An 11501-nucleotide genomic window follows, 5' to 3' on the forward strand; every position below is an offset into this window, starting at 1 on the left:
AGGCCCCTCAGAACCGTTCGGGACGCGCGAGCGCGTAGCCGAGATAGAAGAGGAGGCCGATGGCGGTCAGGCCGCCGAGGATGAGGTCCAGGGTCATGGACTTCTCCTCAAAGCCGTTCGCAGCCGCCGACGGCGAACGCCGTGGCGAAGAAGAAACCGACTGCCAGGAGGATGTAGAGAATGTCGAGCATGACTGCGCTCCGTGTGAGGATGCAGCCTATGTGCTTCCGGGGGCCGTCAACGCGCCATTATCCGTATGGGTGGGGACCCTAAACATCGCATAGACCGTTGATGCTCTGTTTATGCCTCGGCCGGCGCGGCGACTGCTCGGACGCGTGATCCTCAAGGCGGCCTGGGGCAGGTGACGGCGCGCGGCACGGGCGGGACTGCGTATCGCCCGATAGCTGGGGCGCAGTGGCCGTCCTCCGTGCCCGACACCTCCTGCCGTCACTGCGCCGCTGGAGCGCCTTCTGCGTCGACGTGATCGATCAGCTGCGGGTCGAACGCGCCGGCGGAGACATGAATCGTCGGAATCGTGTCCGGATTCGGCGAAAGACGCGCCGCTCGGCCGAGGCCATATCGCGGTGTGCGGTGCGGCACGCTTGTCTTTGGCGGCCGCACTCGCTATGTCGCGCCGGAACTTCAGACCTCCGGACTGGGAGCAGGCATGGCCAAGAGTAAATTTGAGCGCAACAAGCCGCATGTGAACATCGGGACGATCGGTCACGTTGATCACGGCAAGACGTCGCTGACGGCAGCGATCACGAAGTATTTCGGCGAATACCGTGCGTATGACCAGATCGACGCGGCGCCGGAAGAGAAGGCGCGCGGCATCACGATCTCGACGGCGCATGTCGAGTACGAGACGGAAGCGCGGCACTACGCGCATGTCGACTGCCCGGGCCATGCCGACTATGTGAAGAACATGATCACCGGCGCTGCGCAGATGGACGGCGCGATCCTGGTGGTTTCGGCGGCCGACGGCCCGATGCCGCAGACCCGCGAGCACATCCTGCTCGCCCGTCAGGTCGGCGTGCCGGCGATCGTGGTGTTCCTCAACAAGGTCGACCAGGTCGACGACGAGGAGCTCCTGGAGCTGGTCGAGCTCGAGGTTCGCGAGCTCCTGTCGAGCTATGAGTATCCGGGCGACGACATTCCGATCGTCAAGGGTTCGGCGCTTGCGGCGCTGGAAGACAGCGACAAGAAGATCGGCGAGGACGCGGTGCGTGCGCTGATGGCCGAAGTCGACGCCTACATCCCGACGCCGGAGCGTCCGATCAACCTGCCGTTCCTGATGCCGATCGAGGACGTGTTCTCGATCTCGGGTCGCGGCACGGTGGTGACCGGCCGTGTCGAGCGCGGCATCGTCAAGGTCGGCGAGGAAGTCGAGATCGTCGGCATCCGCGACACCAAGAAGACGACGGTGACGGGCGTCGAGATGTTCCGCAAGCTGCTCGACCAGGGCCAGGCGGGCGACAACATCGGCGCGCTGATCCGCGGTGTGGATCGCGAGGGCGTCGAGCGCGGCCAGGTGCTGTGCAAGCCGGGTTCGGTGAAGCCGCACACCAAGTTCAAGGCCGAGGCGTACATCCTGACGAAGGAAGAGGGCGGCCGTCATACGCCATTCTTCACCAACTACCGTCCGCAGTTCTACTTCCGCACGACGGACGTGACGGGCGTGTGCACGCTGCCCGAGGGCACCGAGATGGTGATGCCGGGCGACAACGTGACGATGGACGTGGTGCTGATCGTGCCGATCGCGATGGAAGAGCGCCTGCGCTTCGCCATCCGCGAAGGCGGCCGCACCGTCGGCGCCGGCATCGTCGCCTCGATCATCGAGTAACGACGGCCGCGCACGGCGCAGCCTTCCGCAGACACTTGATAAACGGGCCCTTCGCGGGGCCCGTTTGCATTTCCGGGGACACTCCTGGGTCAGTCGACCTTAGACGCTGGTCGATGGAGGAACTCGTGGCCTTCGGCCGCTGCATCGGCTCGCGGGTGGCTGGCGCCGGCCGAGGGATTTGCGCTAGAGACCGGCGAGATCTGCGGGGAGATACGCGTGCGCGTCTGGACGGTGAGCGAGGAAAAGGCGGGTACGCTGACCCAATGCCTCGGCGTTGCCGGCCATCTCGCGAGCGACCCGGTGGTTCACACGATAAACCGCCTGGCGAAATGGCGGCGCGGCCTGCTGTCACCGTACCGGCGCGTGCGGGAGCCGGAGCCCGATATCGTCATCTCCTGCGGCTGGTTCGCCGAGCGACACGTGGCGCGGATCAAGGAGCGCTTCGGCGGGCGTCCGCTCGCGGTGCACCTGCAGCCGCCGGCCCCGCCGTCGGCGGGAATCTACGACCTTGCCTTTGTCTCCCGGCACGACTGGAATAGCGAGAGGCTGGAAGGCACCGAATATCGCAGCATGATCGGGGTGCCGCATCGCATCACCCGGCAATGGCTGGACGAGCGGCGGCCTGTCGCCCGCGCGCGCTGGCTGCCAGCCGGCGACGAGAGCCACATCGTGGCAATGCTCCTCGGCGGGCCGAACGGGGCCTATGACTACGATGCGGCGACCGTCCAGCGTCTGGTCGGGATTGCCCGGCAGCTGGCCGCGGAGGGCCGCCTCGTGCTCGTAACGACGTCGCGCCGCAGCCGCCCGACGCTGCTGGAGGCGCTGCTCCGGATCGAGGATCCGCGTGTCCACATCTGGGACCGGGCAGGCGAGAACCCGTATCACGACTATCTCGCCGCCGCGGACAGCTTTCTCATCGGCAAGGACACGGTGACGATGCATTGCGAGGCACTGACGTCGGGTCGTCCCGTCTACAGTCTCGACCTCGCTCCGGTCGATGGCGAACGGCTCGAGAAGTTCGAGTGGTTCCATCATGACCTGCAGGAAACTCTGGGCCTGACCCGACGCTTTGGGGGAGCCCTCGATCCCTACGACTACCGATTTGCCGACCAGGCAGAGGCGATCGCTGACGCGATCCGGATCCACCACGCGGCGCGGCGTCGATGACAGATGCCCCGCTGACGGCGCGGCTGCTGCAGGTGCGCGAGGCGCAGCGCGAGGCGATGGGCCGGCTTGGGCTCCTTCATCGCCCCTGGGTGCTCCTGGGAGGCGCACCGGAGCCGACCATGCCTGCCGACCTCTTGGCGAGCCATGCGCGCATCGACATCAACAATTCGGGCCTGGCGGCGAAGCAGCGCGGCTGGGATCCCGCCGACCTGACGGTCCGTCGCCCGGTGGAATCCTGGAAGGTCTTCCCCGATCTCGAGACGAAGGCGTTGCTGTGGTACAATGCGCGGCCGAGATGGCGGCAGCGCTGGAAGCTGATCCGCCAGCGCCGGGCGAAGATCGGCGCGCTGGTCTCGCTTGATCCCGATGACCGGGAAGCGATCAACCAGGCGCTGCTGGGGCCTGAAATCCTGACGGTGGGTGAACTGGGCAAGCCATCGACCGGCATTGCGGCGCTCTGCTATGGGCTCTTCCTCGGCGTTCCCGAAATCGTCCTTTCTGGCTTTTCCTTTTCGCGCGCCGGACATTCCTACGACACGCTCGCCCGCCCACGGCTGCAGATCGCCGAGGACCGGTATGCCCTGACCCGCCTGCGGGAGGACAAGCGGGTCGCCACCAGCGAGCCGGAACTGGCGGAGGATCTCGGCCTGCGCCTGTGGAAGCCCTGACGGCGATGCGGTTCAGCTGCCGCTGTCGACCCTTTCGGCCGCCGGCGCGGTATCAGGCGGCCGTTCGGAATTGGACATTGCGCATCGGGGGTGTATGAGGCCTCCGGTTTATCAAACAACGAGGTCGTCACGTGAAGCACCCGCCAGTCCAGGTCTTCGTAGGGTTCGACTCCAAGGAAGTGATTGCCTACCACGTCCTTTGCCAGAGCATTCTCGAGCGGTCGTCGGTGCCGGTCCTGTTTTCTCCGCTCTATCTGCCGAATCTCGGGTCGGTCTTCACCCGCGAGCGCAATGCGCTGCAGTCCACCGAATTTTCCTTCTCGCGCTTTCTCGTGCCGGCCTTGAGCAATTTCGAGGGCTGGAGCCTGTTCATGGATTGCGACATGCTGATGCGTGCCGACATTGCCGAGCTCTGGGCGCTGCGGGATGAGAACTACGCGGTGCAGGTCGTCAAGCACGACTACACGCCGAAGGTCGAGACCAAGTTCCTCGGGCAGACGCAGACCAAGTACGAGAAGAAGAACTGGTCGAGCGTCATGCTCTTCAATAATGCCCGATGCCGTGCGCTGACCACCGACTATGTGAACTCGGCCACCGGGCTCGAGCTGCACCAGTTCAAGTGGCTCGAGGGCGACGAGAATATCGGCGAGATCCCGGCAGCGTGGAACTGGCTGGTCAACGAGTACGACTTCAACGCCGACGCCCGCAACGTTCACTTCACCGACGGCGGCCCGTATTTCGACGAATACAAGAATGACGACTATGCCGACGAGTGGTTCGCCGCGCGCGAGCGCACGCTCTTCGTGCAGCAGCGCGGCGGCTGACGGGCGGGGCGCAGACACTTGAACGCAACCGAATATCGCGGGTCAGGCTTGCCCGACACACGCGAGGGCTGGGCGGATTATCTCGGCGGTTTCGCGCGGGTCGTGCTCGTCGCCAACAGCGACGCGGTCGATATCGCATCGCTCGGGTCGCGTTACGGTGATGGCACGCTCTTCGTCTTCTTCAACAAGGTCTTCAAGGTTCTCGACGCGCCGTTCGACCGGCCGTCGCTGCTGGTTGCCCGCAGTAGCGCGGCCGGGGCCAACATCGTCTATCGGCGGGAAGTCGACGACGTGCTGCGGCTCCTGCGCGGCGCGCATTTTCAAGGCATATTGAACCTCAGCGCCGGCGACCAGGAAGTCTTCAGCCCGGCCAACGATTTCGGTGGCGCCAGGGTCGGCTATCTCGATCTCACCCCGGTCTTCGTGGACTTCTATCCGCCGACGCATGTGCCGACGAGCGGCTTCGCTCTGGCCTACTGGCTGGCGGAAGCCTGTCCCGATCTGCCGATCGTCCTCGCCGGCTTCACCGCGCGCCGGTCGCAGGCGTGGAAGCTCTTTCACGACCACGAATGGACCTTCGAGCAGATCGTCAACCGGCTGCTGGTGCGAAACGGTCGGCTGACGATGGACGGCGGAAGCAGCGGCGGTCGATGGGACCGCATCGCCGAGCGCGTGCCGGGCATTACCCCCTCGGACGTGGCGTTGGTCTCGGCCGAGGTGCTGTCCGAACGGCTGGAAGGCACCAACATCGTGGTCGACCGGCTGCTGTCCCTGACCCGGTTGCAGGGCTGGTTCAGCGGGTTCCTGCGCTCGTTGAAGCCCAAGACGCGCAAGCAGAAGCTGGCGGAGAAATCGGCCGCCGAGGCGCCCGGCAAGTCCTGAACCGGGCGCGCCGTTCGCTCAGCCGGCGGCGACGCTCGCCATCAGGGGGAGGCCGGTTATCCGGCTGAGGCTGGGTTCGGTCGTCGTTACCTGGGGATAGCGCTCGGCGACGACCGCGAGCGCTGCACGATCCTCCGCGAGATGGCGCCTGGTGCGCGCGGAGCGGTCGTAGGCATAGCCGTCGCTGTCGAGAGAGATGCCGGCGACGATGATCTGCGGGATGCCGACGGCAATAGCGTAGGCGATCAGCGCCACGCCGTTGGACGGCCTGATCTCGTCGCCGCTGCCGCCGAAGAGCGTGCCCAGCGTGCCGATGATGAAGGCATCGCGTTCGCGGTCGGTGAGGGCGCATTCCCTGGCCTTGAGAAACGGCAGGTCGCGACGAAGCCGTGTCAGAAGGCTCTGGCGCTTGCACAGCCGCAGGATGGAATCGACGGAGAGCCCGGCGATCTCCTCGGGCTTTGTTTTCGTCAGGAGAAAGGTGAGGTCGCCCGATGGCAGTCCATGCTGGCGCGCCGCGTGCCCGGCATATTTGACGTGGACATGGGCGGTCCGCGGCGGGAAGGGATCCGGGACATGCGGATCCGGCGCCGAGCCGAGGATGAACCACGGCCGGTCCGTCAGACCTCTGGCGCCCAGCCATGCCGCGTGCCGGGCCGACAGGGGGGCAAAATCCCGGGCAATGACCTGCTCTTCGTCAGCATTGAACGGCTGCCGCACGGTCTCGGTCACGGAACGAGCTCCTGCTTACGCGCTGGCGTCCGGATCCCACGAGGCTCTGGCACGGGGCGGGACCAGACGAAACTCAATGGCCGGCCATCAGCGTGCGGACGCGGTCGAGATCGGCCGGCGTGTCGACCGGAATGCCTTCGTCGTTGGGCACCTGCACCATCTGGACCCCGTAGCCGTGCTCGACGAAGCGCAGCATCTCGACGCCCTCGGCCTGTTCCAGCGGTCCGGGCTTCAGCGAAGCGAAACGCTCAAGCCCCTCGCGACGGAAGGCATAGAGGCCGAGCTGGCGCAGATGGCGGACGGCGCCGCCTTTCGGATAGGGGATCGGCAGGCGGGAATAGGCCATGGCCAGGCGCGATACGGTCATCACCACCTTGACCACGTTGGTGTCGATCGCGTCGGAGGGCGAGGATATCTCGTTGTAGCCGTTGGACGCCTGGACATTCGGATCGTCGCAGGCGGCGATGCCTCTGGCGACGCGCGCAATCGCCTCCGGCTCGATCATCGGCTCGTCGCCCTGGACGTTGACGATAATATCGGCATCGAGGCGTGCAGCGCATTCGGCCACGCGATCCGTGCCGGATGCGTGGTCACTGCGGGTCATCAGCACAGGCAGATCCAGCACCTCGCATACCTTGCGGATCCGGTCGTCGTCGGTGGCGATCGTCGCCGCATCGATGCCCTCGGCGGCGATCGTCTGCTGATAGACGTGCCAGAGCATCGGCTTGCCGTTGATGTCGGCGATCGGCTTGCCGGGAAAGCGGGAAGCGCCGAAACGGCAGGGAATGACGGCGACGATACGCGGGGCCATGATGCGGGTCCTCAACTGAGCAGGAATGTCTGGAGATCGGCCGGCGCTTTGGCCGCAAAGAGACAGTCGGCCGGCCGTGCACCGTAACCCCAGTCGACGTGGACGTAGTCGACGCGCGCCCGGCGCGCGGCTTCCGCGTCCGAATCCATGTCGCCGATGAAGACTGTGTTCGAAGGGTCGACGTTGCACCGGGCCATCGCAAACAGGAGGTGATCGGGCGCCGGCTTGCCCCGCAGCCCGTCACGGGGAGTCATGACCACCGCGAAGCCGATGGGCAGGCGGTCAAGGACGAGTTCGGTCCGCGCCGCGTCCTTCGATGTCACGATGCCGAGCTGCCGACCACTATCGGCAAGGGTCGACAGCATTTTGTCGATCCCCTCGAAGACAGGTGTCTCGTGCAGCGACTGGCTGGAGGCGCGCCGGAACACCCGTTCGATGGCGCCGGCTGAATGGGCGAGCCCGAGCCGCGCCATGATGTCGGGGAACGGTCGCCCGATCTCCGCGAAATAGGCCTCGAAGGGCAGGGCGATCCCGAGCTCCTCCCGAACGCTGCTCCAGGCGATCTCCATATTCCGGCGCGAATCCAGGATCACGCCGTCGAGGTCGAACAGGATGAGCGACTTTGGCCGGTTCACCGTGGTCTTGTTCATGGCCGACTCCGGTATCATCTGGTGGCCGGCTGCTCTCGGCTACGGTCCGAACCCTGCCGCGGCGGATGTAGCGATCCGCCATGGGGGTGTCCATTGCAAACTGGCGCAGGACGCCGCGGGCTGCGAGATGCAGACACGGACGGCACCAGCCTTTCCATGGCGGCCGTGTGTCGCCGCCGGAGCCAGGCGGAGGGCGTTGCGAAAATCGCTGTTGCAGTTCCTGCCGCGAGGCGATATTCGGACCCCGCGAAGGGGTATAGCTCAGTTGGTAGAGCGGCGGTCTCCAAAACCGCAGGTCGTAGGTTCGAGCCCTACTGCCCCTGCCAGAGCCCTCGGCCCCCGATCATCCGAAATTGACGCGACCGGGCTTGTGAATCACGTCAAGGGCGTTTAAATGGATTTTCACAGACACGTGGCGCGTGGGGCTGGTTAGCGGCCTTCACGCGCTTTAGCTATGAGCGGTGCATGGCCAAGACCAATCCCTTCACCTTTATCCAGCAGGTGCGCACCGAGACCGCAAAGGTCACGTGGCCGACCCGCCGGGAGACGATGATCTCGACGATCATGGTGTTCGTGATGGTCACCTTTGCCGCGGCGTTCTTCTTTATCGCCGACCAGGCCCTTGGCTATCTGGTCGGGTTGATCATGAACGTCAGCGTCTGACGCCAGACACCGCAGGAGTAATCGCAGCATCATGACCGCCCGCTGGTACATCGTCCACGCCTACTCGAATTTCGAGAAGAAGGTCGCGGAATCGATCGAGGAGCAGGCCCGGCAGAAGGGGCTCTCCGACAAGTTCGAGAAGATCCTCGTCCCGACCGAGAAGGTCGTCGAGGTTCGTCGCGGGCGCAAGGTCGACGCCGAGCGAAAGTTCTTTCCGGGCTACGTGCTGGTGAAGGCCGAGCTGACCGACGCCGTGTTCTCGATGATCAAGAACACGCCGCGGGTCACCGGGTTCCTCGGGCCGGACAATCGTCCGGTGGCGATTTCCGACAAGGAAGCCGAGCAGATCCTGATGCAGGTCCAGGACGGCGTCGAGCGGCCGAAGCCGACGATCTCCTTCGACATCGGCGAGAACGTCCGCGTGTCGGATGGTCCGTTCGCCTCGTTCAACGGCGTCGTTCAGGAAGTCGACCAGGAGCGCACACGGCTCAAGGTCGAAGTGTCGATCTTCGGTCGGGCAACGCCCGTCGATCTCGAATTCGGTCAGGTCGAAAAGGTCTGACCGCCGGGCTTCGGCCCGATCCCAGTGCGGGAGGCATCGAGGCTTAGCCGGCCGATCATGCCGCACCGCGCGAACTGCAAAAAGCTGCCGGAGGCTCCGTCGTTACGGGCTTTTGGCGCCAGAAACGAAAGCAGGAAGCAATGGCTAAAAAAATCCAGGGCCAGCTGAAGCTGCAGGTCCCGGCCGGTTCGGCAACGCCGTCCCCGCCGATCGGACCCGCGCTCGGTCAGCGTGGCGTCAACATCATGGAATTCTGCAAGGCGTTCAACGCCCAGACGCAGGACCAGGAGAAGGGTCAGCCGATCCCGGTCATCATCACCTACTACCAGGACAAGTCCTTCACGTTCGTGATGAAGACCCCGCCGGTCAGCTACTTCCTCAAGAAGGCCGCCAACCTTCCGAAGGGGTCGCAGACTCCGGGCAAGTCCGTCGCCGGATCGGTCACCCGTGACCAGGTCCGCGAGATCGCGGAAAAGAAGCTGCAGGACCTCAACGCGACCAATCTGGACGCGGCGATGGCGATGATCGAGGGCTCTGCCCGCTCCATGGGCCTCGAAGTGGTGGGTTGAGACGATGGCAAAGGCTGGAAAGCGCATTCAGAACGCCCGTGAGGGCATCGATCGGCTCAAGCTCTACGGTCTCGACGAGGCCGTCGAGATGCTGAAGCAGCGGGCAACCGCCAAGTTCGACGAGACCGTCGAAGTGTCGATGAACCTCGGCGTCGACCCGCGCCATGCGGACCAGATGGTCCGCGGCGTGGTCAATCTGCCGAACGGCACCGGCCGGACGGTTCGTGTCGCGGTCTTCGCGCGCGGCGACAAGGCTGACGAAGCCCGGGCCGCGGGCGCCGATCTCGTTGGTGCCGAGGATCTCGTCGAGCAGGTGCAGAACGGCACGATCGATTTCGACCGCGCCATCGCGACCCCCGACATGATGGCCCTCGTCGGCCGCCTCGGTAAGGTGCTTGGCCCGCGCGGCCTGATGCCGAACCCGCGCGTCGGCACGGTCACGCCGGACGTCGCTGCCGCGGTCAAGGCGTCGAAGGGCGGCGCCGTCGAGTTCCGCGTCGAGAAGGCCGGCATCGTGCATGCCGGCGTCGGCAAGGTCAGCTTCGATTCCAAGGCGATCACCGAGAACATCCGTGCGTTCGCCGACGCGGTGCAGCGGGCCAAGCCCACGGGCGCCAAGGGCAACTACGTCCAGCGCGTCGCGATCACCTCGACCATGGGCCCCGGTGTCCGGATCGACCCGTCGTCTCTCGCGGCTTCCGCCTGAGACTTTCAATTGGTGAACGGCGCGCCTATATGCGGCGTTCACCTTCAAAAAGGTTCCGGGGCTTGCCCCGGTGCGTGGGAGTCCCTCGGGGCTCCCTGAATGCCTGTCCGAGATTGCGGGGCGACTGGTCTAACGACCGGTCATAATCGTCAGATAGCCCTCATGAGACGGGGTGTTCCGAATTTTCCGGTCCGTCCGGGACTTCGGTTCGAACCTCCGAATGCCTTGCGTCGCCTGTCGGTTCCATCGGAATCGCCCGGGCAGCCGAGGGGACAGGATCTCCGAGCGTCGCCCGGATGGTCCGGGCGGCAAAAGGCAACCGGCTACGACGTCCTCGGGCGTTGCAGTCAAATGGAGAGAGGCAGTGGACAGAGCGGAAAAACGCGAATTCGTCACGGCGCTTCAAGAGACCTTCAAGGTCTCCGGAACGGTCGTGGTGGCCCACTATGCCGGTCTTACCGTCGCGCATATGAACGACTATCGGTCGAAGATGCGTGATGCGGGAGGCACCGTCAAAGTCGCGAAGAACCGCCTCGCCAAGATCGCTCTTCAAGGCACGGACGCCGAAGGCATCTCGAACCTGTTCGAGGGCCAGACACTGATCGCTTATTCGAGCGATCCGGTCGCGGCGGCCAAGGTCTCCAACGATTTCGCCAAGGGGAACGACAAGCTCGTGATCCTCGGCGGAGCGATGGGCAAGACCACGCTCGATGCCGATGGTGTGAAGGCTTTGGCCAACATGCCGTCGCTGGACGAACTCAGGGCCAAGCTGGTCGGTATGATCAGCACACCGGCCACGCGCATTGCTGGAGTTCTCCAGGCGCCTGCGGGGCAACTCGCGCGCGTCTTCGGAGCGTACGCCAAGAAGGACGAGGCGGCGTGAGGATGGTTCCTCGCTGCTCAACTCAAAGTTCGAACCTGAAGGAAAATCAAAATGGCTGATCTTGCCAAGATCGTTGACGAACTCTCGACCCTGACCGTCCTCGAGGCGGCCGAGCTGTCGAAGATGCTGGAAGAGAAGTGGGGCGTTTCCGCCGCCGCTCCTGTCGCCGTTGCCGCCGCTGGTGGCGCGGCTCCGGCCGAGGCCGCCGAAGAGCAGACGGAATTCAACGTCATTCTCGTCGCCGCCGGCGCCCAGAAGATCAACGTCATCAAGGAAGTCCGCGCGATCACGGGTCTCGGCCTGAAGGAAGCCAAGGACCTCGTCGACAACGCCCCGAAGCCGGTCAAGGAAGCCGTCGACAAGGCAGAGTCGCAGAAGATCAAGGACCAGCTCGAGAAGGCTGGTGCGACGGTCGAAGTCAAGTAATCGCGGCGTAGCCGCGGTTGCCAACGAAAATCCGGTAGGCGGGGCGGCTTTTGCCGTCCCGCCTTCCGTGCTCGCTGCAAGGGCGGGCAGGATCGGTGGCACCGGTCCGGTATCG

General features: G+C 65.0%; 15 protein-coding genes and 1 tRNA gene. 12 read left to right on the forward strand and 4 right to left on the reverse strand.

Going from position 1 to position 11501, the window contains the following annotated elements:
• Positions 1-7: 7 nt before the first annotated feature.
• Positions 8-97 (reverse strand): potassium-transporting ATPase subunit F, encoded by a 90-nt coding sequence (locus GGR03_RS02135; RefSeq protein WP_183205900.1) that lies wholly within the window; start codon positions 95-97, stop codon positions 8-10.
• A gap of 570 nt (positions 98-667) precedes the next feature.
• Between GGR03_RS02135 and tuf the strand changes: the two genes are divergently transcribed.
• The 5 genes from tuf (at position 668) to GGR03_RS02160 (ending at position 5384) form a co-directional block, all read left to right on the forward strand.
• Positions 668-1843 carry an elongation factor Tu gene (gene tuf / locus GGR03_RS02140; protein ID WP_183205902.1) on the forward strand — a complete coding sequence of 392 codons (1176 nt, stop codon included), beginning with the start codon at positions 668-670 and terminating at the stop codon, positions 1841-1843.
• 216 nt (positions 1844-2059) lie between these two features.
• Positions 2060-3010: an ELM1/GtrOC1 family putative glycosyltransferase gene (locus tag GGR03_RS02145; protein WP_183205904.1), complete on the forward strand. Its 951-nt coding sequence runs from the start codon at positions 2060-2062 to the stop codon at positions 3008-3010.
• Positions 3007-3678 carry a hypothetical protein gene (locus GGR03_RS02150; RefSeq protein WP_183205905.1) on the forward strand — a complete coding sequence of 224 codons (672 nt, stop codon included), beginning with the start codon at positions 3007-3009 and terminating at the stop codon, positions 3676-3678. The genes GGR03_RS02145 and GGR03_RS02150 overlap by 4 nt, the downstream gene beginning before the upstream one ends.
• A gap of 131 nt (positions 3679-3809) precedes the next feature.
• Entirely contained in the window at positions 3810-4502 is a 693-nt protein-coding gene (locus GGR03_RS02155; RefSeq protein ID WP_183205908.1) for a glycosyltransferase, read from the forward strand.
• Positions 4503-4550: 48 nt separating this feature from the next.
• Positions 4551-5384 carry a 3-deoxy-manno-octulosonate cytidylyltransferase gene (locus tag GGR03_RS02160; RefSeq protein WP_246367564.1) on the forward strand — a complete coding sequence of 278 codons (834 nt, stop codon included), beginning with the start codon at positions 4551-4553 and terminating at the stop codon, positions 5382-5384.
• A gap of 18 nt (positions 5385-5402) precedes the next feature.
• On the opposite strand, the gene GGR03_RS02165 is transcribed toward GGR03_RS02160, so the two are convergent.
• The 3 genes from GGR03_RS02165 to GGR03_RS02175 all read right to left on the reverse strand — a co-directional run bounded on the left by GGR03_RS02165 (position 5403) and on the right by GGR03_RS02175 (position 7577).
• Positions 5403-6116 (reverse strand): hypothetical protein, encoded by a 714-nt coding sequence (locus tag GGR03_RS02165; RefSeq protein ID WP_183205913.1) that lies wholly within the window; start codon positions 6114-6116, stop codon positions 5403-5405.
• Positions 6117-6189: 73 nt separating this feature from the next.
• Positions 6190-6927 carry a 3-deoxy-manno-octulosonate cytidylyltransferase gene (kdsB, locus tag GGR03_RS02170; protein WP_183205914.1) on the reverse strand — a complete coding sequence of 246 codons (738 nt, stop codon included), beginning with the start codon at positions 6925-6927 and terminating at the stop codon, positions 6190-6192.
• A gap of 11 nt (positions 6928-6938) precedes the next feature.
• Positions 6939-7577, reverse strand: coding sequence for an HAD family hydrolase (locus GGR03_RS02175; RefSeq protein WP_183205916.1), 639 nt, complete (start codon positions 7575-7577; stop codon positions 6939-6941).
• A 250-nt stretch (positions 7578-7827) separates the two neighbouring features.
• Between GGR03_RS02175 and GGR03_RS02180 the strand changes: the two genes are divergently transcribed.
• The 7 genes from GGR03_RS02180 to rplL all read left to right on the forward strand — a co-directional run bounded on the left by GGR03_RS02180 (position 7828) and on the right by rplL (position 11386).
• Positions 7828-7903, forward strand: a tRNA-Trp gene (locus GGR03_RS02180).
• 139 nt (positions 7904-8042) lie between these two features.
• A complete protein-coding gene (gene secE / locus GGR03_RS02185; protein ID WP_163044887.1) occupies positions 8043-8240 on the forward strand; it encodes a preprotein translocase subunit SecE in 198 nt (65 codons plus the stop codon).
• Positions 8241-8271: 31 nt separating this feature from the next.
• Positions 8272-8802 (forward strand): transcription termination/antitermination protein NusG, encoded by a 531-nt coding sequence (gene nusG, locus GGR03_RS02190; RefSeq protein ID WP_163044886.1) that lies wholly within the window; start codon positions 8272-8274, stop codon positions 8800-8802.
• A gap of 140 nt (positions 8803-8942) precedes the next feature.
• Positions 8943-9371: a 50S ribosomal protein L11 gene (rplK, locus tag GGR03_RS02195; RefSeq protein WP_183205918.1), complete on the forward strand. Its 429-nt coding sequence runs from the start codon at positions 8943-8945 to the stop codon at positions 9369-9371.
• 4 nt (positions 9372-9375) lie between these two features.
• Complete coding sequence (gene rplA, locus GGR03_RS02200) at positions 9376-10077, forward strand: 50S ribosomal protein L1 (RefSeq protein ID WP_183205921.1); 702 nt, start codon at positions 9376-9378, stop codon at positions 10075-10077.
• A 364-nt stretch (positions 10078-10441) separates the two neighbouring features.
• Positions 10442-10960, forward strand: a complete 519-nt coding sequence (gene rplJ, locus GGR03_RS02205; RefSeq protein ID WP_183205923.1) for a 50S ribosomal protein L10 — start codon at positions 10442-10444, stop codon at positions 10958-10960.
• Positions 10961-11011: 51 nt separating this feature from the next.
• The gene (gene rplL / locus GGR03_RS02210) at positions 11012-11386 is read left to right on the forward strand and encodes a 50S ribosomal protein L7/L12 (protein WP_163044882.1); all 375 of its coding nucleotides are present in this window, start codon (positions 11012-11014) and stop codon (positions 11384-11386) included.
• Positions 11387-11501 lie beyond the last annotated feature (115 nt).

The sequence above is a fragment of the Aurantimonas endophytica genome, assembly GCF_014196845.1.
In the GTDB taxonomy this organism is placed as follows: domain Bacteria; phylum Pseudomonadota; class Alphaproteobacteria; order Rhizobiales; family Rhizobiaceae; genus Aurantimonas; species Aurantimonas endophytica.

Bases quoted from the DNA above. Each gene is read 5' to 3' on its own strand.
- GGR03_RS02135 (WP_183205900.1), bottom strand. From the start codon at position 97: ATGACCCTGGACCTCATCCTCGGCGGCCTGACCGCCATCGGCCTCCTC.
- tuf (WP_183205902.1), top strand. From the start codon at position 668: ATGGCCAAGAGTAAATTTGAGCGCAACAAGCCGCATGTGAACATCGGG.
- GGR03_RS02150 (WP_183205905.1), top strand. From the start codon at position 3,007: ATGACAGATGCCCCGCTGACGGCGCGGCTGCTGCAGGTGCGCGAGGCG.
- kdsB (WP_183205914.1), bottom strand. From the start codon at position 6,927: ATGGCCCCGCGTATCGTCGCCGTCATTCCCTGCCGTTTCGGCGCTTCC.
- GGR03_RS02175 (WP_183205916.1), bottom strand. From the start codon at position 7,577: ATGAACAAGACCACGGTGAACCGGCCAAAGTCGCTCATCCTGTTCGAC.
- secE (WP_163044887.1), top strand. From the start codon at position 8,043: ATGGCCAAGACCAATCCCTTCACCTTTATCCAGCAGGTGCGCACCGAG.
- nusG (WP_163044886.1), top strand. From the start codon at position 8,272: ATGACCGCCCGCTGGTACATCGTCCACGCCTACTCGAATTTCGAGAAG.
- rplK (WP_183205918.1), top strand. From the start codon at position 8,943: ATGGCTAAAAAAATCCAGGGCCAGCTGAAGCTGCAGGTCCCGGCCGGT.
- rplA (WP_183205921.1), top strand. From the start codon at position 9,376: ATGGCAAAGGCTGGAAAGCGCATTCAGAACGCCCGTGAGGGCATCGAT.
- rplL (WP_163044882.1), top strand. From the start codon at position 11,012: ATGGCTGATCTTGCCAAGATCGTTGACGAACTCTCGACCCTGACCGTC.